This is a genomic window from Mycobacterium sp. NGS19 (genome assembly GCF_059813155.1).
The window spans coordinates 339,208-362,892 of the sequence record NZ_JCALEB010000005.1 but is presented as its reverse complement, the minus strand read 5'-3'; the positions used below and the strand labels follow the sequence as shown (position 1 = coordinate 362,892).

General features: G+C 67.0%; 20 protein-coding genes and 1 tRNA gene. 9 read left to right on the top strand and 12 right to left on the bottom strand.

What is annotated here, in order from left to right; translation table 11 throughout:
- Positions 1–3: 3 nt before the first annotated feature.
- The gene (locus AC5Y4N_RS17135; RefSeq protein ID WP_499910063.1) at positions 4–927 is read right to left on the bottom strand and encodes an adenylate/guanylate cyclase domain-containing protein; all 924 of its coding nucleotides are present in this window, start codon (positions 925–927) and stop codon (positions 4–6) included.
- A 210-nt stretch (positions 928–1,137) separates the two neighbouring features.
- Between AC5Y4N_RS17135 and AC5Y4N_RS17130 the strand changes: the two genes are divergently transcribed.
- Positions 1,138–2,160 (top strand): oxygenase MpaB family protein, encoded by a 1,023-nt coding sequence (locus tag AC5Y4N_RS17130; protein WP_499910139.1) that lies wholly within the window; start codon positions 1,138–1,140, stop codon positions 2,158–2,160.
- Here AC5Y4N_RS17130 and AC5Y4N_RS17125 read toward each other — a convergent pair.
- From AC5Y4N_RS17125 to infC, 4 genes are all read right to left on the bottom strand, one after another.
- Positions 2,157–2,954, bottom strand: coding sequence for a TrmH family RNA methyltransferase (locus tag AC5Y4N_RS17125; RefSeq protein ID WP_499910137.1), 798 nt, complete (start codon positions 2,952–2,954; stop codon positions 2,157–2,159). The genes AC5Y4N_RS17130 and AC5Y4N_RS17125 overlap by 4 nt on opposite strands.
- Positions 2,951–3,343, bottom strand: a complete 393-nt coding sequence (rplT, locus tag AC5Y4N_RS17120; protein ID WP_499910061.1) for a 50S ribosomal protein L20 — start codon at positions 3,341–3,343, stop codon at positions 2,951–2,953. The genes AC5Y4N_RS17125 and rplT overlap by 4 nt, the downstream gene beginning before the upstream one ends.
- 88 nt (positions 3,344–3,431) lie before the next feature.
- Entirely contained in the window at positions 3,432–3,626 is a 195-nt protein-coding gene (gene rpmI / locus AC5Y4N_RS17115; RefSeq protein WP_499910059.1) for a 50S ribosomal protein L35, read from the bottom strand.
- A gap of 6 nt (positions 3,627–3,632) precedes the next feature.
- Positions 3,633–4,226: a translation initiation factor IF-3 gene (gene infC, locus AC5Y4N_RS17110; RefSeq protein WP_499910135.1), complete on the bottom strand. Its 594-nt coding sequence runs from the start codon at positions 4,224–4,226 to the stop codon at positions 3,633–3,635.
- A gap of 359 nt (positions 4,227–4,585) precedes the next feature.
- Here infC and lysX point away from each other — a divergent pair, with 359 nt between their 5' ends.
- The 3 genes from lysX (at position 4,586) to AC5Y4N_RS17095 (ending at position 9,632) form a co-directional block, all read left to right on the top strand.
- Positions 4,586–7,879, top strand: a complete 3,294-nt coding sequence (gene lysX, locus AC5Y4N_RS17105) for a bifunctional lysylphosphatidylglycerol synthetase/lysine--tRNA ligase LysX (RefSeq protein WP_499910057.1) — start codon at positions 4,586–4,588, stop codon at positions 7,877–7,879.
- A gap of 110 nt (positions 7,880–7,989) precedes the next feature.
- Positions 7,990–9,363, top strand: a complete 1,374-nt coding sequence (locus AC5Y4N_RS17100; RefSeq protein WP_499910133.1) for an alpha/beta hydrolase — start codon at positions 7,990–7,992, stop codon at positions 9,361–9,363.
- A gap of 20 nt (positions 9,364–9,383) precedes the next feature.
- A complete protein-coding gene (locus AC5Y4N_RS17095; protein ID WP_499910054.1) occupies positions 9,384–9,632 on the top strand; it encodes a PspA/IM30 family protein in 249 nt (82 codons plus the stop codon).
- 217 nt (positions 9,633–9,849) lie between these two features.
- Here AC5Y4N_RS17095 and AC5Y4N_RS17090 read toward each other — a convergent pair whose 3' ends face one another.
- On the bottom strand, positions 9,850–10,605 hold the full coding sequence (locus tag AC5Y4N_RS17090) for an SDR family oxidoreductase (protein ID WP_499910130.1): 756 nt from the start codon (positions 10,603–10,605) through the stop codon (positions 9,850–9,852).
- Between the two features lie 101 nt (positions 10,606–10,706).
- A complete protein-coding gene (gene uvrA, locus AC5Y4N_RS17085) occupies positions 10,707–13,592 on the bottom strand; it encodes an excinuclease ABC subunit UvrA (RefSeq protein WP_499910051.1) in 2,886 nt (961 codons plus the stop codon).
- 185 nt (positions 13,593–13,777) lie between these two features.
- Between uvrA and AC5Y4N_RS17080 the strand changes: the two genes are divergently transcribed.
- Together AC5Y4N_RS17080 and lnt are read left to right on the top strand one after the other, a co-directional pair.
- Positions 13,778–14,449 (top strand): MBL fold metallo-hydrolase, encoded by a 672-nt coding sequence (locus tag AC5Y4N_RS17080; protein WP_499910050.1) that lies wholly within the window; start codon positions 13,778–13,780, stop codon positions 14,447–14,449.
- A 52-nt stretch (positions 14,450–14,501) separates the two neighbouring features.
- Positions 14,502–15,989 carry an apolipoprotein N-acyltransferase gene (gene lnt, locus AC5Y4N_RS17075; protein ID WP_499910048.1) on the top strand — a complete coding sequence of 496 codons (1,488 nt, stop codon included), beginning with the start codon at positions 14,502–14,504 and terminating at the stop codon, positions 15,987–15,989.
- On the opposite strand, the gene AC5Y4N_RS17070 is transcribed toward lnt, so the two are convergent.
- The gene (locus AC5Y4N_RS17070) at positions 15,977–16,420 is read right to left on the bottom strand and encodes a universal stress protein (RefSeq protein WP_499910046.1); all 444 of its coding nucleotides are present in this window, start codon (positions 16,418–16,420) and stop codon (positions 15,977–15,979) included. The two genes, lnt and AC5Y4N_RS17070, sit on opposite strands and share 13 nt — an antisense overlap.
- A gap of 400 nt (positions 16,421–16,820) precedes the next feature.
- Between AC5Y4N_RS17070 and AC5Y4N_RS17065 the strand changes: the two genes are divergently transcribed.
- The gene (locus AC5Y4N_RS17065; RefSeq protein WP_499910044.1) at positions 16,821–17,480 is read left to right on the top strand and encodes a UdgX family uracil-DNA binding protein; all 660 of its coding nucleotides are present in this window, start codon (positions 16,821–16,823) and stop codon (positions 17,478–17,480) included.
- 44 nt (positions 17,481–17,524) lie between these two features.
- Here the strand turns inward: AC5Y4N_RS17065 and AC5Y4N_RS17060 are convergent.
- The 3 genes from AC5Y4N_RS17060 to uvrB all read right to left on the bottom strand — a co-directional run bounded on the left by AC5Y4N_RS17060 (position 17,525) and on the right by uvrB (position 21,378).
- A tRNA-Cys gene (locus AC5Y4N_RS17060) sits at positions 17,525–17,595 on the bottom strand.
- Positions 17,596–17,690: 95 nt separating this feature from the next.
- Positions 17,691–19,091 carry an MFS transporter gene (locus AC5Y4N_RS17055; RefSeq protein ID WP_499910042.1) on the bottom strand — a complete coding sequence of 467 codons (1,401 nt, stop codon included), beginning with the start codon at positions 19,089–19,091 and terminating at the stop codon, positions 17,691–17,693.
- A 118-nt stretch (positions 19,092–19,209) separates the two neighbouring features.
- Positions 19,210–21,378 carry an excinuclease ABC subunit UvrB gene (gene uvrB / locus AC5Y4N_RS17050; protein ID WP_499910040.1) on the bottom strand — a complete coding sequence of 723 codons (2,169 nt, stop codon included), beginning with the start codon at positions 21,376–21,378 and terminating at the stop codon, positions 19,210–19,212.
- Between the two features lie 89 nt (positions 21,379–21,467).
- Here uvrB and AC5Y4N_RS17045 point away from each other — a divergent pair, with 89 nt between their 5' ends.
- Positions 21,468–21,971: a ribonuclease FAU-1 family protein gene (locus AC5Y4N_RS17045; protein ID WP_499910127.1), complete on the top strand. Its 504-nt coding sequence runs from the start codon at positions 21,468–21,470 to the stop codon at positions 21,969–21,971.
- 10 nt (positions 21,972–21,981) lie between these two features.
- A complete protein-coding gene (locus tag AC5Y4N_RS17040; RefSeq protein WP_499910038.1) occupies positions 21,982–22,479 on the top strand; it encodes a hypothetical protein in 498 nt (165 codons plus the stop codon).
- A gap of 5 nt (positions 22,480–22,484) precedes the next feature.
- Here the strand turns inward: AC5Y4N_RS17040 and coaE are convergent, their stop codons facing one another.
- Positions 22,485–23,681, bottom strand: coding sequence for a dephospho-CoA kinase (gene coaE / locus AC5Y4N_RS17035; RefSeq protein WP_499910035.1), 1,197 nt, complete (start codon positions 23,679–23,681; stop codon positions 22,485–22,487).
- Positions 23,682–23,685 lie beyond the last annotated feature (4 nt).

Genomic DNA, 23,685 nt, shown 5'->3' with positions numbered 1-23,685 from the left:
CCACTATTCCTGGGCGCGACCGTGTTTCGGCGTATCGGCGGCTGCGAGGTCTCTGCGAGTTTCCAGCCGATACATGGTGATGTCCGGAGGTACCCCGCTGAGCCGGTGGGCAAACATGGGCCGGCGCAGACGCTTGGCGTAGACGCCGAGTTGGTCGAGCTGCTCGGGTGTCAACCGCTCCAGCGTGGCACCCGACACCAGCACACCGCCCTTGCCTGCGCATTCCATCACGCGGGCCGCGATGTTCACGTCGACGCCCAGCCAGTCCGAGCCGATCCGTTGCGGTCGGCCCGTGTGGATGCCCACCCGCATCACAGGCGAGTAGCCCTCTACCTCAACGTTTTTGAGTGCCTCGGTGGCGACGCTGATCGCGGCGATGGCGGTGACCGGGTCGGGGAACACGGCCATGATGCCGTCGCCCATCCGCTTGACCACCTGACCGCCGACTTCCAGCAGCGGCGGTTCCACGACCTGCGCCACTTGTCGCAGCAGCTTGAGCGTGGCGTCGTCACCCGCCTTCAAGGCCCATCGCGAGAACCCGACCAAGTCGGTGAACACCAGCGTCACTTCGTCCTGCGTGGGCTTGCGGGTGATGCGTTCACTGAGCGCCTGCCACACCTGCAACGCGCCGAGACTGAGTTCGCGGGTCACCGCGTCGCGATCGCCCAGCAGCCGATCCGTGGCACGCGCTGCTGCGGCCGGTCCGCCGATCCCGCTCGCCGACAGCCGATCGCCGAAGTGCGGATCGCCCGGCAGGGCTTTACGGGCACGACGGATCGCGGCGATGACCCCGGGTTTGTGATTGGTGTTCGTCAGCCACGCCGCTGCTCCGCCCCGTTTGGGTGGCGATTGCTCCGGCCGGTCATCGGGTGACCCGTCAACTTCCCCGAGGCCGCCGGTTGCGTCGCCGGACGGCTCGACTTGCACATTCGCCAGCGTAGAGGCCGGTTCTGACCGCTAGCAATGTCAGCTCTGCCTCACTGCCGCCGTCGGCGGGGTAAATAGGCTGGTCACAGCGGTGCGGCGGGGCGATTGCCCGCAGATAACACACCACTGCAGGCTGGTAGACAACGTGTGTTGTCAACATTATTCTCGGGATACTGGCAGTTCTCAGGAGGAAGCGTGCGCGCGCCATCCATCACCGGTTCGTCCCCGAACTCCGACGTCGATCCGCTCGGACCCGATTCGCTGACGTGGAAATACTTCGGTGACCTGCGTACCGGAATGATGGGCGTGTGGATCGGCGCCCTGCAGACCATGTACCCGGAGCTCGGTGCGGGCGTCGAGGAGCACTCGATCGTGTTGCGCGAACCGCTGCAGCGGGTGGCCCGGTCGGTGTACCCGATCATGGGCGTGGTTTACGACGGAGACCGGGCGCGCCAGACCGGCGAGCAGGTCCGCAGTTACCACAAGACCATCAAGGGCGTCGATGCCGAGGGCCGTCGCTATCACGCGCTGAACCCGGAAACGTTCTACTGGGCGCACGCCACGTTTTTCATGCTGGTGCTCAAGACGGCCGAATACTTCTGCGGTGGGCTGACCGAGGCCGAGAAGCGTCAGCTGTTCGACGAGCACGTGCGGTGGTACCGCATGTACGGCATGAGCATGCGCCCCGTGCCCAAGACCTGGGAAGAATTCCAGCAGTACTGGGACCGGGTGTGCCGCGAGGAACTGGAGATGAACCAGGCGGCGCGCGACATCTTCGACATCCGCATCCCCAAGCCGAAATTCGTGCTGCTGCCCACGCCCGTGTGGGATCAGATGTTCAAACCTCTGATCGCCGGGCAACGCTGGATCGCGGCCGGGCTGTTCGACCCGGCGGTGCGCGAGAAGGCGGGCATGCGCTGGACCCCTGGCGACGAGATCCTGCTGCGGCTCTTCGGCAAGGCCGTCGAAGCACTGTTCGTGGTGGTACCCGAGGAGATCCGGCTGCATCCGCGAGCCGTGGCGGCCTACAAGCGTGCGGCAGGCAAATTGCCCGCAGACGCGCCGCTGGTGGAGGCGCCGGCCTTCATGGGGCCGCCCCGCGACCGGCGTGGCCTGCCGATGCACTACGTCCCCCGCCGTAAGACGATCGTCGAGCGTGCCGGGTCGCTGGTGCACAGCACGTTCTCACTAGCTGGGCTGCGGCCTGCGCGAGGGCGAAGCCGGGCTGCTTAGCGGCGGTGCAGCCGCTGCACCCGCGCCGTCATATACAGGCAAATTGCCGCTGCCGCTGCGACATTGAGGCTTTCGGCACCGCCGGACATCGGGATCCGCACGCGCCGGTCGGCACGTTCTGCGATGTGCGGCGCCAACCCGTGTGCTTCGGATCCGAACACCCACGCTGTCGGCGCTGCCAGCGCCGTCTCCGCCTCGTCGAGGGTGACCTCGCCGTCGAGCGTCGTCGCGAACACCTGCAGGGCCGCTTCGTGCAACGCGTCGATCACCGCGGCGGGATCCGGCTCCACGACTACCGGGATCGTGAACACGCTGCCTGCGGAAGCCCGCAGGCACTTCGCGTTGTATGGATCGACGCTGTGCCCCGACAGGACCACCGCGGCGGCGCCCAACGCGTCCGCGAGCCGGACCAGCGTGCCGGCATTGCCCGGTTCAGAGATCCCGACGGCGACGACGACCCGCGGCGGCTGCTCGGAAAGGACATCGGACAGCGACACCGCCCGAGGCTCGCACACCGCCACGAGACCTACCGGAGTCACGGTGTCGGACAGTGCCTTTGCAGCGCGCTCGGTCACCAGATGGACTGGCACGTCGGCACTGTCGAGCAGCGCGAGGAACCGCGATGCGGCGGCCTCGGTGACGAACAACTCGCGCGCCGTCCCCTGACGCAGCGCCGCCGCGACGAGGTTGGGCCCTTCGGCGAGGAACCGCCCGGCCCGCTGACGGGCGACGTGGCGGTGCAACTTCGCCGCGGCGGTCACCCGCGACGAGCGTTCAGTGAGGACCGGCCTCAGGCGGCCTCGCCGGACGTCGGAGCGTTGACATCGTCAGGCAGCGCGGCTCTCGCGACGGCGACCAGCGCGGTGAACGCCGCCGGATCGCTCACCGCGATCTCGGCCAGGTTCTTGCGGTCGACCTCCACGCCGGCCGTCTTGAGGCCTTGGATGAACCGGTTGTAGGTGATGTCGTTGGCGCGGGCGGCCGCGTTGATCCGGGAGATCCACAGCTTGCGGAACTCGCCCTTGCGCGCCCGACGGTCGCGGTAGGCGTAGTTCAGCGAACGCAGCTGCTGCTCTTTGGCTTTCCGGTACAGCCGAGACCGCTGGCCGCGGTAGCCCTTGGAGGCTTTGAGAATGGTGCGCCGCTTCTTGTGGGCGTTGACCGCCCGCTTCACGCGTGCCATGGCTTGTTGTTCCTATCTCGTTCGTGTCAGAGGAATCAGAGGAAATGGTCGTTCGGGCCGACGTCGCTCCCTGTCGGGTGCGGATTGCTCAGCCGTTCAACAACTTCCGAATCCGACCGGCGTCGTTGGTGGACACCGTGACGCGGCCTTCAAGCCGTCGGGTCCGCGTCGTGGGCTTGTGCTCGAAGAGGTGACGACGGTTGGCCCGCTGACGCACGATCTTGCCGGTTCCGGTGCGCCGGAAGCGTTTTGACGCTCCGCTGTGGGTCTTGGCCTTGGGCATTTGTCCTCAGTTCTGTGAAGTTTCGGTGGTGTCTGGCTGGCCATTCGGCTGACCGCTGGCCTGTTGCGCCGCGCGCGCCCGAGTCTTCGCACCGCGGTGCGGCGCCAACACCATCGTCATGTTGCGGCCATCCTGTTTGGCCGAGGTCTCGACGAAGCCGTAGTCGGCGACGTCTGCGCCCAGCCGCTGCAACAGCCGGTAGCCCAGCTCGGGGCGGGACTGTTCGCGGCCGCGGAACATGATCGTCACCTTGACCTTCGAGCCGGCTTCCAGGAAGCGGATGACGTGACCTTTCTTGGTCTCGTAGTCATGCGGGTCGATCTTGGGACGCAGCTTCTGCTCTTTGACGACGGTTTGCTGCTGGTTTTTGCGAGACTCGCGCGCCTTCTGGGCCGTCTCGTATTTGAACTTGCCGTAGTCCATGATCTTGCAGACCGGCGGCTTGGCGTCGGGGGCTACTTCGACAAGGTCGAGATCGGCATCCGCAGCGACGCGGAGTGCGTCTTCGATGCGCACGATCCCTACCTGCTCGCCGCCGGGTCCTATCAGACGGACTTCTGGAACTCGAATGCGCTCGTTGACGCGGGTCTCAGTGGTGATGTGGCCTCCCTGGGTCGTACATATTGTGTCCTTGCGACGGGGTTCGTGAACGCGGATTCAGAAGACAGCAGTCGAGGCCTCGCCGTCAGCAAAAGGGCCCCGTCTGATGCGGGGCCCGATACCGACCGATCGCGGCGTGACGCCGCCCGCGCGAAACGCGGAACACACCCTTTCGGGCGGGTGACCGGACCGTTGAGCCGGTGTGGCCAACGGTGGGAGCGGGACTCCACTTGCTGTCCCTGAGAGCGCTCAGGAACGGTCGCGCATGCAGTCTAGCAGCCATGACCTGATCTATCTCAGCCGACTAACAGCCGCGAGTTCCCCCGTATTCCCCCGCTGAGCGAATATCCTCGCCGCTGATGACCCTCACGACGACGCGGCCGTCTTCCCGACTCTCCTGGATGCCTGCCATCGCGGGCTGGGTGGTGGGCGTCATCGCCACATTGTCGTTGTTGGCGAGCCTGTCGCCGCTGGTGCGCTGGGCGATCCGGGTACCGCGCGAATTCATCGACGACTACGTCTTCAACTTCCCCGACACCAGCTTCGCCTGGTCGTTCGTGCTTGCACTGCTGGCCGCCGCGCTGGCCGCCCGCAAACGGATCGCGTGGTGGCTTCTGGTGCTCAACCTGGTGTTCGCGGCGGGATGGAACGTGGGCGACATCGTGTCCGGCGATGAGAACCGCTTCGAGATAACCGGCGAGCTCGTCGGCTTGGGGCTGCACCTCGCCGCGATCGCGGCGCTGGTGCTCTCGTACCGGGAGTTCTACGCGCGGGTGCGCCGCGGCGCGGTATGGAAGGCCGCGGGTGTGCTGGTAGCCGGGATGGTGATCGGCACCCTGCTCGCGTGGGGGTTGCTCGAGGCGTTCCCCGGCACGGTGCCAGCCGATCAGCGGCTGGCGTACGCGCTGAACCGGGTGAGTGTGTTCGCGATCGCGGACCCGGACTTCTTCACCGGTCACCCGCACGTCGTGCTCAACACGCTGTTCGGCTTGTTCGGCGCCGTCGCGCTGATGGCAGCCGCCATCGTGCTGTTTCAGTCGCAGCGCGCCGACAACGCGCTCACCGGAGAGGACGAGTCGGCCATCCGCGGCTTGCTCGAGGTGTACGGCAAGAACGATTCGCTGGGCTACTTCGCCACCCGCCGCGACAAGGCGGTGGTCTTCGCCGAGAATGGGCGCGCCGCGATCACCTATCGCGTCGAGGTGGGCGTGTGCTTGGCCAGCGGCGACCCGGTCGGCGATCCACGGGCCTGGTCGGCGGCCATCGACGCGTGGCTGCAGCTGTGCCAGCGGTACGGGTGGGCACCGGGCGTCATGGGCGCCAGCTCCGAAGGCGCCGAGGCGTTCCGGGCGGCCGGGCTCAATGCGCTGCAGCTCGGCGACGAGGCGATTCTCTACCCCGACAGCTTCCGGCTGTCGGGCCCCAGCATGCGCGCGGTCCGGCAGGCTGTGACCCGAGCCCGTCGCGCGGGGCTGACTGTGCGCATCCGCCGGCATCGTGACATCTCCGCCGACGAGATGGCGAAAGTGATTGCGCGAGCAGATGATTGGCGCGACACCGAAACCGAACGCGGCTTCTCCATGGCGCTGGGCCGCCTGGGCGACAGCGCCGACGGCGACTGCCTGCTCGTCGAGGCGGTCAATGCCGACGGTGACGTGGTGGCCATGCTGTCGCTGGTGCCGTGGGGCAGCACCGGGGTGTCGCTCGATCTGATGCGCCGTTCTCCGCAATCCCCGAACGGGACCACCGAATTGATGGTCAGCGAACTCAACATGCAAGCCGAGCGATTCGGAATCACCCGGATCTCGCTGAACTTCGCGATGTTCCGGTCTGCCTTCGAGGAGGGCGCGCGACTTGGCGCCGGCCCCGTCGCCCGGCTGTGGCGGGCCCTGCTGGTGTTCTTCTCGCGGTGGTGGCAGCTGGAAACGCTGTACCGGTCCAACATGAAATACCAACCGCACTGGGTGCCCCGCTACGCGTGCTATGAGGACGCGCGGCTCATCCCCCGCGTCGGCGTGGCGTCGGTGATCGCGGAAGGCTTTCTGGTGCTGCCGTTTTCGCGCCGCAATCGGCAGCACACCGGCCAGCACACGCACGCACCCACTCAGGTGGTGGCCACCGGCGCGCTGCACCATGACGGCACCGCGCCTGACGTCGCCGCCCTGCCTGAGGCCGTCGTCGCGGATGTGCCCGCCCGGGTGCCGGAGCAGGTCAGGGTGCGGATGGGCAAGTTGGCCGCACTCCAACGCGACGGCGTGGACCCGTATCCCGTCGGCCGGCCGCCCAGCCACACGATCGCACAGGCGCTCGACGAAACCGACGACCAGACCGTAACCGTGGCCGGGCGGGTGTTGCGGGTCCGCGACTACGGCGGTGTGCTGTTCGCCGACCTGCGCGACTGGTCCGCCGATGTCCAACTGCTGCTCGACAATTCGCAGCTCGACGGCGGCTCGACCGCGGACTTCACCGCGGCGATCGACTTGGGCGACCTGGTCGAGGTCACCGGGACCATGGGCTACAGCAAGAAAGGCACCCGCTCCCTGCTGGTCACCCGATGGCGACTGTCCGGCAAGTGTCTTCGCCCCCTGCCGGACAAGTGGAAAGGCCTCACCGACCCCGAGGCGCGGGTGCGCGCCCGGTACGTGGATCTCGCGATCAACCGCGAGGCTAGGGATCTCATCGCCGCGCGCAGCCACGTGCTGCGTGCGATCCGGGAGACGTTGACCGCCAAGGGCTTTGTGGAAGTCGAGACGCCGATCCTGCAGCAGATTCACGGCGGTGCGAACGCTCGGCCGTTTCTCACCCATATCAATGCCTACGACCTCGACCTGTATCTGCGCATCGCGCCGGAGTTGTATCTCAAGCGGCTGTGCGTGGGCGGCGTGGAGCGGGTGTTCGAGTTGGGGCGGGCGTTCCGCAACGAGGGCGTCGACTTCAGCCACAATCCGGAGTTCACCCTGCTGGAGGCATACCAGGCGCACGCCGACTACATGAGCTGGGTCGACGGTTGCCGTGAACTGATTCAGAACGCCGCGGTGGCGGCCAACCGCGAGTGCGTGGTGATGCGCCCACGCGATGGCGGCACATTGGTGCCCGTCGACATCTCGGGACCGTGGCAGGTCAAGACCGTGCACTCTGCGGTGTCGGAGGTGCTGGGCGAGCAGATCGACGTCGACACCGACCTGGGCACGCTGCGGCGGCTGTGCGACCGCGCCGATGTCCCGTACCTGACACATTGGGACGCCGGCGCCGTGGTGCTCGAGCTCTACGAGCGGCTCGTCGAGGAGCGCACCGAAGAACCGACGTTCTACAAGGACTTCCCGACCTCGGTGTCGCCGTTGACCCGTCCGCACCGCAGCACGGCCGGGCTGGCTGAGCGCTGGGATCTGGTCGCCTGGGGCGTCGAACTCGGCACGGCCTACAGCGAGTTGACCGATCCGGTCGAGCAGCGCCGCCGTCTGCTGGAGCAGTCACTGCTGGCGGCCGGCGGGGACCCGGAGGCGATGGAACTCGACGAGGACTTCCTTCAAGCCATGGAGTACGCGATGCCGCCGACCGGTGGGCTCGGCATGGGGGTGGACCGAGTGGTCATGACGATCACCGGCCGAAGCATCCGCGAAACCCTGCCCTTCCCCCTGGCCAAGCCCCGTTAGGGCGTTCACAGCGTTCGCCCAGCTTGGCGGTCCACGATGATGCCGTGCCGTCCACATCTGAGTTGGTGCTCGCGGATGCATCATGGCCCTTTCACCAGCGCATCTCGCTGATGCACGGCTGGGTGCCGGCGCTGGTGCAAGCCGTCGCAATCACGGTGCTGCTACTGGCGATCGGATGGCGCTCACGGCGGTGGCGGGCCGTGTGGCTGCCGACGGCGGTTCTGCTGGGCGTTGCGACGGCCGCCGCTGCCCGGTGGTACATCAACTGCGAGGGCCTGGCCGGAGATCCCGCGCCGCGGTCGCTGTCGATATGGATCGGCTTGAGTGGCCTGGCGCTCGGCGTGCTCGTGCTGGGTTGGCGGCGGGTCCGCTGGTGGCGCCGCGGCGCGGCGATGACGGCCGTGCCGTTGTGCGCGCTGAGCGCGGCGCTGGCGCTGAACCAGTGGGTCGGCTACTTCCCCACCGTGCAGACGGCATGGAATCAGATGACGGCGGGGCCGCTGCCCGACCAGACCGACTCCGCGACCGTCGCCGCCATGCAGCGCACCGGAAAAATGCCGGCCAAAGGCACCGTCGTCCCGGTCGACATCAGCGACGCCGCCTCGAAGTTCAAGCATCGCGGCGAACTGGTGTACCTGCCCCCCGCGTGGTACGCGACCAATCCTCCCCCGCGACTGCCGACCGTCTTGATGATCGGCGGCGAATTCAACACGCCCGCTGACTGGTTGCGGGCAGGCAATGCGATCAAGACCATCGACGACTTCGCTGCCGCGCACGGCGGCTACGCACCGGTGTTCGTGTTCGTCGACTCCGGCGGCGCGTTCAACAACGACACCGAGTGCGTCAACGGCCCGCGTGGCAACGCCGCCGATCACCTCACCAAAGACGTTGTGCCTTTTATGATTTCGAATTTCGGCGTCAGCTCCAGCCGGGCCAACTGGGGCGTCGTCGGCTGGTCCATGGGTGGCACCTGCGCAGTGGATCTGACTGTGATGCACCCGGATATGTTCAAAGCATTCGAGGACATCGCGGGTGACCTCAGCCCCAACTCCGGCAACAAGGCGCAGACGATCGCGCGGCTGTTCGGCGGGAACGCCGACGCGTGGGCCGCCTTCGATCCGTCCACGGTGATGACCAGGCATGGCAGATACACCGACGTGGCGGGCTGGTTCGAGGTGCACGGCGGTCAGCAGGCCCGGCCGCATGCGACGCCAGCCGCCAACAGTGCACCGACGAGTTCCCCCGGCGAGCAGGCGATTGCCGCGGATACCTTGTGCGCACTGGGCCAAGCGCATGGCATCGACTGCGCGGTGGTGACCCAGGCGGGCAAACACGATTGGCCCTTTGCCGCAATGGCATTCGCATCCGCGCTGCCGTGGCTGGCGGCTCAGATCGGCACGCCGGGTGTACCGCACGTCGGTTTCCCGTCACCGACCACCACACCGCCGGCGCCCGGCCGTCAGTATCAGGCAGCAGGGCGATAAGCCGGGAGTACCGTGTCGGCATGCCCGACGAAGAAACTCCGACTGATTCCGATTACAGCGAGTCGGGACTGCCGACGTTCGACTCGGTGCGCGAGAAAATCGAGACCCGCTACGGCACGGCGTTAGGCGCGGCTGAACTCGACGCGGAAAGCCCCGAAGGGCGCTCGGTCGAGCAACAGTACGAAGAGCGGCAACAGGCTGCCGCGGACCGACTCGCGGAGATCCGCAAGTCCATGCAGTCCGGGGACCGCACCAGCGACGACGGGTAGCCGGTGCGCACCTTCACCTTCGACGAGCGGCGCAGCGCTACCGGAGTTGTCCGGAACATACGAACCTGCTCCCGGAAAACCGTGGGGGGCAAACACCGCTTGCCCCACAGGTTTCACGGTCCTCTGGGCGGACCGATGTTCGTGTTGCCGGATGACGTGGACGACGAGGCCGGCGCCGCCGCGCGGAACTGACCCCTGCCGACGACGAAACCGTCTGTTACAGCAGCGCTTCGGCGGGGCGGGTCGGCGCGCCTCTGGCGATCACGGTGGGCATCGAGGTGGCAGCGTCGGTGCGCAAAATCGTGTGCACCACTTCGATCAGGTCCTCGACGGGCATCAGCTGGCCGGGCATGTAGCCGCGTGCCATCCAGATCGGGTAGGCCTTCATGGCCAGCTCGGAATCCCAGCCGATGCTCATCCCGGTCTGGCCGTCGCCGTCGCCGCCGGCGCACTCGCCGACGATCAGGCAGGTGAACCCGATCTCCGGGTGCTCGCCACGCCACGCGTCGACCAAGCTCTGCAACGCGGCCTTGCTGACCCCGTATGCGCCGAGGCCGGGCCACGGCGGGGTGAGCGTGCCCGCGTCGGACGACAGGTAGACCACCTTGCCCGCGGACGCCTTGAGGTGCGGCACCGCGGCCGCCGTGGCCAGCGCCGCCCCGGTGACGTTGGTGTCGAACACCCGCCGCCAAGTCTCCGCCGAGGTGTCGACGAGACGCACGAGCGGGCCGACAGCCGGCGTGTAGATGAGATTGTCGAGGCCGCCCAGCGCTTCGACGGCGCCGTTGACGGCCGAGCGAATGGAATCCTCGTCGGTGACGTCGCATTCCATCGCGACGGCTTGCGGTCCCGCTTCCTTAGCCGCAGCGTCGAGCCGTTCACGACGCCGGGCCAGCAGCGCCACTTGGTGGCCGCGCTGGGCGAGTCCGACGCCGATACACCGCCCCAGGCCGCTCGACGCGCCGATCACCACTGTCCTCGACATGATCTCCTCGTTGAAATCGACGAACCTTTACACCTTTGGCCAGAAACGTATCGCTTTCCGGCGCCGCCCGCATCAAGTGTCGGCAAACTCTAGGCGCTGACCCGGCCGCGCCGCCGCCGAAGTCCCAGCATGTCCGCGAGGAATTGCCCGGTGTAGCTTTCCGCCACCACCGCGACGTCTTCAGGTGTGCCCTGGGCGACCACGGTGCCGCCGGCGGCGCCTCCTTCGGGGCCCATGTCGACGATCCAGTCCGAAGTCTTGATCACGTCGAGGTTGTGCTCGATCACGATGACCGTATTGCCTTTGTCGACGAGGCCGTTGATGACCGCCAGCAGCTTGCGGATGTCTTCGAAGTGCAGGCCGGTGGTGGGCTCGTCGAGGATGTAGACCGTGCGGCCGGTAGAACGCTTCTGCAATTCCGCGGCCAGCTTCACCCGCTGCGCTTCACCACCGGACAGCGTGGGGGCCGGCTGCCCCAGGCGCACGTAACCCAATCCCACGTCGACCAGCGTCTGCAGGTACCGGTGGATCGAGGTGATCGGCTCGAAGAATTCGGCGGCCTCCTCGATCGACATGTCGAGCACTTCGGCGATCGTCTTACCCTTGTAGTGCACCTCCAGAGTTTCCCGGTTGTACCGGGCTCCGTGACAGACCTCGCAGGGCACATAGACGTCCGGCAGGAAGTTCATCTCGATCTTGATGGTGCCGTCACCCGTGCACGCCTCGCAGCGGCCGCCCTTGACGTTGAACGAGAACCGCCCCGGCTGATAGCCGCGCACCTTGGCCTCAGTGGTGGCCGCGAACAGGGTGCGGATCTTGTCGAACACGCCGGTGTAGGTGGCCGGGTTGGACCGCGGGGTGCGCCCGATCGGTGACTGGTCGACGCGGACCAGCTTGTCGACGTGGTCGAGGCCGGTGACCCGGGTGTGCCGGCCCGGCACTTGTCGCGCACCGTTGAGCTTGTTGGCCAGCACCGCCGCGAGGATGTCGTTGACCAAGGTCGACTTCCCCGAGCCGGACACACCAGTCACCGACGTCAGAACTCCGAGTGGGAACGACACGTCGATGCCGCGCAGGTTGTGCTCCCGGGCGCCGACGACGGTCAGCTGCCGGCGGCGATCCACCGGCCGCCGCATGGCCGGCACGTCGATGCTCTGCTTGCCGGACAGGTATGCGCCAGTGAGCGACTCCTTGTTGCGAAGCAGCTCGTCATACGTGCCACTGTGCACGATCCGCCCGCCGTGCTCGCCCGCCGCCGGACCGATGTCGACCACCCAATCGGCGTGGGCGATGGTGTCCAAGTCGTGTTCGACGACGATCAGCGTGTTGCCCAGATCCCGCAGCCTCAGCAGGGTCTCGATCAGTCTGCGGTTGTCGCGCTGGTGCAGGCCGATCGACGGCTCGTCGAGCACGTACAGCACGCCGACCAAGCCGGAGCCGATCTGCGTGGCGAGCCGGATCCGTTGCGCCTCACCGCCGGACAGTGTCGCCGCCGCCCGCGACAGCGACAGGTAGTCCAGACCCACGTCGAGCAAGAACCCGAGCCGCGACTGAATCTCCTTGAGAACCTGCCCGGCGATCGCCTGCTCGCGCGGGCCGAGCGTCAACGAGTTGAGGAAGGCGGCGCAGTCGGAGATCGAGAGCTCGGCGACCTCGGCGATAGACTTCGCGCCGTGCTCCCCCGCGGTCAGCGTGACCGCGAGGATTTCCGGCTTCAGCCGGGTGCCCTGGCATTCCGGGCACGGCACGTCGCGCATGAAGCCCTCGTACCGCTCCTTCATGGTTTCGGAGTCGGTCTGCTCCATCTTGCGCTGCAAGAACGCCATGACGCCTTCGAAGTCCGCGTAATACGACCGGGTACGCCCGTACCGGTTGCGGTAGCGGACGTGCACCTGCTCGTCGCAGCCTTCGAGAATCGCCCTGCGCGCCTTGGCCGGGAGCTTGCGCCACGGCGTGTCGACATCGAAACCCATCTGCTCACCCAGGCTGGCCAGCATCCGGGTGAAGTACTCGGCGGTGTGGCCGTTGGACCACGGCGCCACCGCGCCTTCGGCCAGCGTCAGATCCGGGTCGGGCACAACCAGCTCGGGGTCGACCTCCTTGCGGATGCCCAGGCCGGTGCACTCCGGGCAGGCACCATACGGCGAGTTGAACGAAAACGACCGCGGCTCGAGGTCGTCGACGGCCAGCGGATGACCGTTGGGGCAGGCCAGCTTCTCGGAGAAGCGCTGCTCGCGGTGCGGATGGTCGTGTTCGTGGTCGACGAACTCCAGCACGACGATGCCGTCGGCGAGTTGCAGCGCCGTCTCCACCGAATCGGTGAGGCGCTGCTTGGCTGACGGCTTGACGGTCAGCCGGTCGACCACCACCTCGATGTCATGCTTCTCCTGCTTCTTCAGCTTGGGCGGGTCCGTGAGCGAATGCACGACGCCGTCCACGCGGACGCGGCTGTAGCCTTGCGCGTTCAGCTTCTCGAACAGGTCGGCGAACTCGCCCTTGCGGGTGCGGACCACCGGAGCCAAGACCAAGAAGCGCGCGCCTTCCGGCATGGCGAGCACCTGGTCGACGATCTGTTGCGGCGTCTGGCGGGCGATCCGTTCACCGCAGACCGGACAGTGCGGGGTGCCGGCGCGGGCGTACAGCAACCGCAGGTAGTCGTAGACCTCGGTGATGGTGCCGACGGTGGAGCGCGGGTTGCGGTTGGTGGACTTCTGGTCGATCGAGACCGCCGGTGACAAGCCCTCGATGAAGTCGACGTCCGGCTTGTCCATCTGGCCGAGGAACTGGCGGGCATACGCGGACAACGACTCGACGTAACGGCGCTGACCCTCGGCGAAGATCGTGTCGAATGCCAGCGACGACTTGCCAGACCCGGACAGGCCGGTGAAGACGATCAGCGCGTCGCGCGGCAGGTCAAGGTCGACGCTTCGCAAATTGTGCTCACGCGCACCCTTGACGATCAGGCGGTCAGCCACCCGGTTCCTTCCAATAGACGCGATCCCTGCCCATGCTATGTGGGTCCACCGACAGACACGCCGGGGCTGTCAGTCGGCTTGCCCCGCGAGTGTGAATCCTCTGCGCGCTCACCGGCGTGTCGTCGCACAGCGTTTCACGTTCGGGTGCACTCGGCGTGTTCTCGCGCCGGCGCTAACGTGACGTCATGACTGCCGTCACGGACAACTACACCGGCCACGTCGAGCCCGGGACCGCCGCGCGCCGCACGCTCCCTGGCGCCACGGTCATCAAGGCCTCAGTGGGACCCATGGACAACAACGCGTACCTGATCACATGTTCCGAGACCGGCGAGACGCTGTTGATCGACGCCGCCAACGACGCCGACGACCTGATCGCGCTGATCCGCGAGCATGCGCCGAAGCTTTCGCTGATCGTCACCAGCCATCAGCACTTCGACCACTGGCAGGCGTTGCAGGCCGTGGCCGACGCCACCGGTGCCCCGACGGCCGCCCACGAGGTCGACGCCGAAGGGCTGCCCGTGAAACCGGATCGCCTGCTGCACGACGGGGACAAGATCAACGTCGGCAAGCTGACGTTCGACGTGATCCACCTGCGTGGGCACACGCCGGGCTCCGTGGCGCTGGCGTTCGACGGCGCCGGTGATGCCACACAGCTGTTCACAGGTGACTGCCTGTTCCCGGGCGGTGTCGGAAAGACCTGGCAGCCGGGCGATTTCGAGCAGTTGCTGTCCGACGTCACTACAAAAGTGTTCGAGGTCTATCCCGATTCCACGGTGGTCTACCCGGGCCACGGCGACGACACGACGCTGGGCGCTGAAAGACCGCATCTTCCGGAATGGCGAGAACGCGGGTGGTGACCGGTCAGCGGTGACCCGAAACGGGGGTGGGCGACGGTCTGCCCTGCGGGTCGTGCGGCACACGGACGCCGCGCGCGGCGGCGCGCTTGCCCTTCTTCTCGGTGCGTTGGCGGCCCTCGCCTTCCCTGCGCCTTCATGGTGGTGGCTGGCCTGGTTCGGTGTGGTTCCGCTGCTGCTCGTGGTGCGTGCCGCACCGACCGGCTGGCAGGGCGGCATCCGCGGCTGGTGCGGCGCCGGCGGTTTCGTGCTGGCCAGCCAGCACTGGCTGCTTCCGAGCGCCGGACCGCTGCTGCTCGGCATTGCAATGCTGCTCGGAATCTTGTGGGTGCCGTGGGGCTGGACCGCGCAGCGGCTGCTGAGGTCACCGCTGACAACCGCCAGGTTGCTTGCCGCAGTGCTTGTTCTACCGAGCGCATGGGTGATCGCCGAGGCGGCGCGATCCTGGCAGAGTCTGGGCGGTCCTTGGGCTTTGCTTGGTGCGTCGCAGTGGAATCAGCCGGCCAGTATGGCTTCGGCTTCGGTGGGCGGAGTGTGGCTCACGAGTTTTCTCGTCGCCGCCTGCAACACCGCCCTCGTCGGAGTCGTGTCGCCGGGCGTGTGCCGGCGGCGCCTCGCGGGGGCGGGCGTCGCGCTGCTCTGCGTGGTTGTCGGCCCGACGTGGTTCCTGCTGCAATCCGATCCCGCACCCAGCCGGACGGTGCGTGTCGCACTGGTTCAAGCAGGCGACATCGACGACTCCGCCGCACGTGAGAAGGCCGGTGAGGCAATTACCGCGACGCTCACTGGCCAGCGATTGGACCTGGTGGTCTGGGGTGAGAGCAGCGTCGGCGTCGACCTCGCCACGCATCCGGACGTCGCGGCACGCCTGGCCGCGTTATCGCGGCGGATCGGGTCGTTGCTCCTCGTCAACGTCGACGCGCCCGCACCGGCAGGCGGTATCTCGAAGTCATCGGTGCTGGTCGGACCCCTCGGCCCGCAAGGCTCGTACCGCAAGACGCGGCTGGTCCCATTCGGCGAGTATGTTCCCCTGCGGCCTGTGTTGGGCCCGCTCACCCGCCACACCAAGGCCGCCACCGAGGACCGTCGCCGCGGCAGCGGACCCGTCGTGCTGCACGCCGACGCGCTCGCTGTCGCTCCGTTGATCAGCTATGAAGCGACCTTCTCCGACATGCCACGGCGCGCCGTCGAGCTTGGCGCCGACCTGCTGGCGTATCAAAGCTCCACGTCGACGTTTCAGGGCAGTTGGGCGCAGCCGCAACTCGCCAGCCAGCCTGCGGTCCACGCCGTCGAAGTGGGACGGCCGGCGCTGCATGCCGGGTTGTCCGGCCAAAGCTCGGCGTTCGACGCTCAGGGACGCGAACTCGCCTGGTGTCCACCGCGCTTTCGCGGCGCCGTCGTCATCGACGTTCCGCTCACCTCTGCAACCACACCGTATCAGCGATTCGGCAATTGGGTTGTGCCGCTTGCCATTTCACTCTTCGCGGCGGCGGCCCTTCAGGCAGGCGTCGGCTGGGTGCGGCGCCGGACTCAGGTGGTGTGAACGATCAGCACGTCGGTCTTGGCTTTACGCGAAACGTTGGCCGGCACCGAGCCGAGGAGCCGACCTGTGATGGTGCTCAGCCCGACGTTGCCAACGACCAGCAGATCGGCATTGACTTCTTCGGCGAGCTCTACGAGCGCGTCCACGGGGGCACCAACGACGGGCCGCTCTTCCACGTCCTTCGCCCCAGCCGCCGACGCCCGCTCGTGAGCCTCCTTGAGGATCGCGTAGATCGGAGCCGCACCCGTGGTCTTGTAGCTTTCGTTCTTCAGCAGATCGGCCGCTCGCGGGTCATCCTGCTGCGGGAAGTACGCGCTTGCGACATAAACCTTGGCGCCCGATTGAGCGGCAATGGCGCCGGCCCGGTCTACCGCACGCAGTGATGAATCCGAGCCGTCGGTTCCGACCACGATGGTCCGATAGGCGCTCATTTACCCTCCCAGTCGTCGGTTGCTACACCAACCCATGACCTTAGCCGGTTGGCCAGTGACAACGTGAGCGATTGACCACACCCCGGTCCTTCGGAGGTGTCAATTTCAGCTGCTCACCGGCCGAAACGGTGACTGCAAGCGGGCCCAGGTGAGATTGCCGACACGCGTGCCGCCGGACGAACGAGCTCACGATACTGGCCGCAGTAGGTCTGCGCTCGCTCAATTCGCCTGTGTGTCAGCGCGATTCGTCGGCACCCCTCGCCTTACTACGGCGGTTGGTCCGGCGGTGGCCGCGATCGCGTTGAAGTGCAGGGGTATTCGACACCTCCGGTCCTTCTGACACAGTGGTTCACTTCGCGCGTGTGCCCCGATTGCGCCCGATACGCTCGACGAAGGGGTGATGCAGATGGCCGTAGTGGGCGCGCAGGAATTCGTGCCGCAGACTCGAGACCTGGCGGACCTTGCCGCCGCCGCCCAAGGATGCCGCGGCTGTGACCTCTACCTTAATGCCGAGCAGGCGGTGTTCGGCGCCGGTTCGCCGTCCGCTCAGGTCATGCTCGTCGGTGAGCAGCCCGGCGACCAGGAGGACCGCGCGGGCCTGCCGTTCGTCGGGCCCGCGGGCAAGCTGCTCGACAAAGCGTTGATCGCTGCTGGCATCGACCGCCAGCGCGTGTACGTCACCAACGCCGTCAAGCACTTCAAATTCACCCAGGCCGAGCGGGGCAAGCGGCGTATCCACAAGACGCCCAGCCGCACAGAAGTCGTCGCGTGCCGCCCATGGCTGATTGCCGAGATGACAGCTGTGCGGCCTGACCTGGTGGTGTTGCTGGGCGCCACAGCCGCAAAAGCTCTGCTAGGCAATGACTTCCGGTTGACAGCCCACCGCAGTGAGGTGCTACGCCTGCCCACAGATGACACCGCCATCCATCTGGACCTCGATCCGCACGTGGTCGCGACGGTGCACCCGTCGTCGGTGCTGCGCGGACCCCCCGAAGATCGTGACAAGGCGTTCGACGCGCTGGTCGCCGACCTTCGGTTCGCGGCGGCCCTGCTTTCCTGAGCCCAACGGCGAAACGGTGCCGTCGGGCGAACCGAGGCATTGCGAGCGAGTGGCGGGATTCGAACCCGCGTAAACGGCTTTGCAGGCCGGTGCCTAGCCACTCAGCCACACCCGCAACGCGACGTGACGATGCCAGCCAACCCGGCACCTTTTCCAGCGTTTCCCTCACACTGATTCAGATGTGCGGGCGTAAGCGGTGTTCGCCTAGCCCTAGTCCAGCCGGCCGGCACATGACCTGTACGACGCCAGCACACCGACCACCACCAGCACCGCAAAGACACCGAAAAGCCAACGCGCAGTGGCAACTTCGCCGCCTGTCGCGGTGTTGACCACTACCCCGGCAAGGCCCGCTCCGAAGGCGCCGGAAATCAACTGCACGGTGTTGATCGCGGCCGCGGCCGCACCGCCGTCGACCGGGTCGTCCACCGCGCCCATGATCCACGCCGACAGGTGAGGCCACGCGATGCCGACGCCTGTGCCCGTGAGGAACAGCGCCGCGACCCAGACGGCCAGCCGCGGCCAGGCGGGCTCGTCGTCGACACAACATGCCGCGAGCGCAAGGCCTGTGGCCATGACGACGGGCGCTAGCGCCACCATGCGCACGACAGCCCGTGTCCGGTTCACCGACGCGCTGGCGATCTCGGAGAAGGTCCAGCCGATCGCCAGGACCGCACCGAGGAATCCGGCGACCACCGGCGCCATGCCGGCAAGGTGCTGCCCGAACAGCGGCACATACATGTCGACCATCGTCGCCGCCATCAGCACGCCGACACTGACGTACATCCACTTCAACGGTCCGGGACCAAATGCGGCGCGCGGCAACACCGCCGCTCGCCCCCTGCTGTCGACAACCAGGAAGGCGGCGACCAAAGCGACACCCAGCCCGAGCAGTCCCGCAGTGGCGGCAATGTTGTGCGGCACACCGGCAAGGCTGATCGCCAGCGCCGCCGCACCAAGCATCAGCAGCGACCACACCGGCATCCGCGCGAGCTCCGCCGGCGCCGGTGCGCTTCGCTCCTGAGCCGGCAGGGCGCCCGGCACCAGCGCCGCCATTGCGACCGTCGCGATCGCCAATGCGCCGAACGCCCAACGCCAGACACCGAATTGGGCGAACACCCCGCCCATCGCAGGACCGACGACCACGCTGACCCCCCACATGGCCGATACCAGCGCCGACGCGCGGGTCCACAGGTGCTGCGGCAGGGCGGCGTTGATCACGGCGTACCCGAGGCCGGCCAGAATTCCGCCGGCCGCGCCCTGTGCGGTGCGCGCGACGAGCAACAGTTCCATGCTCGGGGCGACTGCGCAGCCCACGGTGCCAACGGCGAAGAGCACGAGGGTCAGCAGGTATGACATCCGCGGCCCGCACCGCACGAGCAGCGGGTTGACCGCCGTCGCCGCCATCACCGAGCCGACCAGATACACCGTGACCACCCACGCGTAGAACCGCTGGCCGCCGATGTCGGCGACCGTGCTGGGCAGCAGGCTGATCGTGAGGAACTCGTTGGTCGCATACAGGGCCACGCCGCCGGCCAGCAGCGCAGACGTCCGGAATCGCTCCCGGCCCAGCAGCTGCCGCCACGTACCCGTTGCGACGGTCACTTCGCTCACTCGAGCCACGCTAAGGCCTCAACCGCGGTTCAGATCAAGCAGTGCCATGGCGGCCACCGAGCGTGACGTTTCGCAGGCAGTCACTCGAGGTTCTTCTGCGAAACGTTGCTGTCGGTGCCTATTTCAGCCCGGCGGCGTCCATCCCCCGCAGTTCCTTTTTCAGGTCTGCGATCTCGTCGCGGATCCGGGCCGCCAGCTCGAACTGGAGGTCACGCGCTGCGGCCATCATCTGCGCGGTGAGGTCTTTGATGAGATCGGCTAGCTCGGCGCGCGGCATGTTCGACGTGTCGCGGCCCTCGACGATCCCGGCGCTAACGGCGCGTCCCGGCTCGCCTTGCGCTCTGCGGCCTCGCGACATGGCCCGGCCGGAGCCGATCTCCACGGTGTCGGTGTCGTCGGCCTCGCGGTACACCTGGTCGAGGATGTCGGCGATCTTCTTGCGCAGGGGCTTTGGGTCGATGCCGTGTTCCTTGTTGTAGGCGATCTGCTTGGCCCGGCGCCGCTCGGTCTCGTCGATGGCTTCCTTCATCGACTCGGTGATGTTGTCGGCGTACATATGGACTTCGCCGGACACGTTGCGAGCGGCGCGGCCGATGGTCTGGATCAGGCTTCGGGTCGAGCGCAGGAAGCCTTCCTTGTCGGCGTCGAGGATCGACACCAGTGACACTTCCGGCAGGTCGAGGCCTTCGCGCAGCAGGTTGATGCCGACGAGCACGTCGTACTCCCCCAGCCGCAGCTGCCGAAGCAACTCCACGCGGCGCAGGGTGTCGACCTCCGAGTGCAGGTAGCGAACGCGAATCCCCATCTCGAGCAGGTAGTCGGTGAGGTCTTCGGCCATCTTCTTGGTCAACGTCGTCACCAGAACCCGCTCGTCGGCGTCGGCACGCTTGCGAATTTCGCCGATCAGGTCGTCGATCTGGCCCTTGGTGGGCTTGACCACCACCTTGGGGTCGACCAGCCCGGTCGGGCGGATCACCTGCTCGACGAATTCGCCGCCTGTCTGGCTGAGTTCGTATGGGCCCGGCGTCGCCGACAGGTAGACCGTCTGCCCGATCCGCTCGGCGAACTCCTCCCAGGTGAGGGGTCGGTTGTCGATAGCGGACGGCAACCGGAACCCGTACTCGACGAGGTTGCGTTTACGCGAGATGTCGCCCTCGTACATCCCGCCGATTTGCGGAACAGTGACATGCGACTCGTCGATGACCAGCAGGAAGTCCTCGGGGAAGTAGTCGAGCAGCGTGGCCGGCGCCGAACCGGGTGGCCGGCCGTCGATGTGCCGCGAGTAGTTCTCGATACCCGAGCAAAAGCCGACCTGCCGCATCATTTCGATGTCGTAGTTGGTACGCATCCGCAGCCGCTGTGCTTCCAGCAGCTTGCCCTGGCGTTCGAGTTCGGCCAGCCGCTCCGCCAGCTCCTCCTCGATGGTCGAGATCGCCTGCGCCATCCGTTCCGGGCCGGCCACGTAGTGCGTGGCGGGGAAGATCCGCAGCGAATCGACCTGTCGGATCACGTCGCCGGTGAGCGGGTGCAGGTAGTACAGCGCTTCGACCTCGCCGCCGAAGAACTCGATGCGCACAGCGAGCTCCTCATACGACGGAATGATTTCGACGGTGTCGCCGCGCACCCGGAACGAACCGCGGGTGAAGGCCAGGTCGTTGCGGGTGTACTGGACGTCGACCAGCAGCCGCAGCAGCGCGTCGCGCGGAACCTCCATGCCGACCTGCACCTCGACGGACCGGTCGAGGTAGGACTGCGGGGTGCCGAGGCCGTAGATGCAAGAGACCGACGCCACGACGACGACGTCCCGCCGCGACAGCAGACTGGAGGTGGCCGAGTGCCGCAGCCGCTCGACGTCGTCGTTGATCGAGCTGTCTTTTTCGATGTAGGTGTCGGTCTGCGCGATGTACGCCTCAGGCTGGTAGTAGTCGTAGTACGACACGAAGTACTCGACGGCGTTGTGCGGCAACATCTCTCGCAGCTCGTTGGCCATCTGAGCAGCCAGCGTCTTGTTCGGTTCCATCACCAGGGTGGGCCGTTGCAAGCGTTCGATCAGCCACGCGGTGGTAGCTGACTTCCCGGTGCCCGTCGCCCCGAGCAGCACCACGTCACGCTCGCCGGCCTTGATCCGGCGTTCGAGCTCGTCGATCGCTGCGGGCTGGTCTCCTGCCGGCTCATACGGACTGACCACCTCGAAGCGACGGCCGGTGCGCACCAGCCCCTTGACGGCCTCTGCGGCTGGGCGGTACTCCGAGTGGGCAAGCACAGGGTGCTCGGTCGCGAATGCCATGCAGTCTCCCCTTCACGCGGCACTCAGCCGCGTTCACCAGCGTAGAACCAGCCACCGACAGGTTCTCTTCCCGCACGTAAGCTGGGCCCATTCATCCGCCGAAACGTGAAACGTTCGACCTCGTCGCGCGCACCAACACCGACCCGAAAGGCATCGTGCGCGCCGTCGACGTCTACACCGTCACGCCGTGGGGTTTGTACATGGCCCGGCCGACGCCCGGCCGCGTCCAGTTCCATTACCTGCAATCCTGGCTGTTGCCTGCGCTAGGGTTGCGGGTCAACGTCTTCCACTTCAATCCCGGCCACGAACGCGAGCAGGACTTCTACCTCGACATCGGCGACATCGTTGCGGGCGACTCGGTCTGGCGCACCGAGGACCACTACCTCGATTTGGTCACCCACGCCGGTCGCTGCACTGAGCTGCTCGATGTCGACGAACTCTTGGCCGCCCACCACCATGGGCTCGTGACATCCCGGAAAGCCGAGCAGGCCCTCCATCGAGCCGTCCGGGCGATCACAGGCCTCGCTCAGCACGGACATGACCTGAACCGGTGGCTGTCCACCGAAGGCATCGAGCTGACGTGGCGCAGGTAATCTCCTCTTCATGATTACCGCCATCCGCATTGCCGTGGGCGTCGCCTGCGTGGTTGCCGCGGCGGCCGGCGGTCAAGTGATCGCGCCCCACGCCGCAGCTGACAATGTCGACTTGCACAACGTCACCTATCGCGTCCGGATCGATGGTGCGTCGCGTGGCGCGTTGATCAGCTACGCCGCCCAGAACAACCAGACCGAAACCGCGACCCCGACGATGCTTCCCGGACGGGTATTCGAAGCCAACACCGTGCTGCCCGCGACCCAAGAGGCCAAGCTTCGGGTTTCCATCGAATGGCCGTACTCCGCGAATCTGCATTGCGAGATCTTGGTCGACGACGCGGTGGCCGCCCAAGCCGACGATTTCATCGCCCCACGGGCGCTGCCGGTCCGAGACGACCCAGATTACTGGGCCTTGACATGTCAAGCACCGGTGACCGGCGCTCCGATCAACGGTTCTGCCGACACGCCCCCCGCATCGGCGGATGCCGGCTTGTCACCGGCCGGCTGAGGTGGTCAGGGCCGCCAGCCCGTCGCGTCAGCCCACTCCCATGCCCGTCGGTAGGCGTCGAGCAACCATGGCTCTTTCGCATCGGCGCATTCCGGTGCACCCTGCGCAGCACGCTTGGCGGCGAGGTAATCGGCCTGCACGTCTGGATGTGCCCGCAGCCACTCGGTGAACAGCAGCGCGAACTGCTGGTTCGGCCAGCCGTTCACACGCACATGCACGTGCGTGGGCCGCCCCGGATCCGCCGAGGCGTGAAACCGCTTCTCCCACAAGGCCGGATCGTCGGCGTGGTCGAATTCGCCCACGGTACTGCGAGCGTCGGGCTTGGCGACGTCTGCGGTGATCGCGTCGATGCGGGGGTACCCGGCCTGAGCGAGCGCGTCGGCGATCTCGTCGGCGACCGCCAGCGACGCGACGGTCACTTGCACGTCGATCACGTCCTTGGCGTCCATCCCGGGTACGGCTGTCGACCCGATGTGGTCGATGCGGACGGCGTTGTGCCCGCACGCGGTCTTCAGCCGCTCGACGATCCGGCGAGCCTGCGCAGGCCATGTCGGATCGGCGGGCACCAACACCGCGGGCGCCGCGGCGACCCGGCCCGTCCGAAGGTTGTGCGCGAACGGCACGATGCGCTGGTGCCACAGCTGCCGAGCGCGCTGCACGAGGTCGTCCTCGGATCCGGAATTGTCCAACCACACGTCGGCGACGGCCCGCCGTTGCTCCTCGGTGGCCTGCGCGGCGATGCGGGCGCGCGCGTCGTCCTCGGCCATGCCGCGTTTGATCAGCCGCCTCACGCGCTCTTCGACCTCGGCGTGCACGATGACAACGAGCGGGAACAACGGCGCCATGCCGCTTTCCACCAGCAGCGGGATGTCCTCGACCACCACGTCGTCGTCTGAGACCGCGGCAATGATCTCGGCGCGCCGTCGCCCCACCAGCGGATGCACGATCCCGTTCAGCGTTGCGCGCGCTTTCTCGTCGCGAAAAGCCTTTGCTGCCAACGCTGGACGATCCAGTGCGCCGTCGGGAAGCAGGATGTCGTCACCGAACGCCTCGACGAGTTTGGCCAACCCTTCGGTGCGGGGTTCGACGACTTCCCGCGCGATCACGTCGCCGTCGACGATGATGCCGCCGCATTCTGCGAAAACCGCTGAAACCGTGGACTTTCCGGCGCCGATGCCGCCGGTCAGCCCGATCCGAAGCATTGAG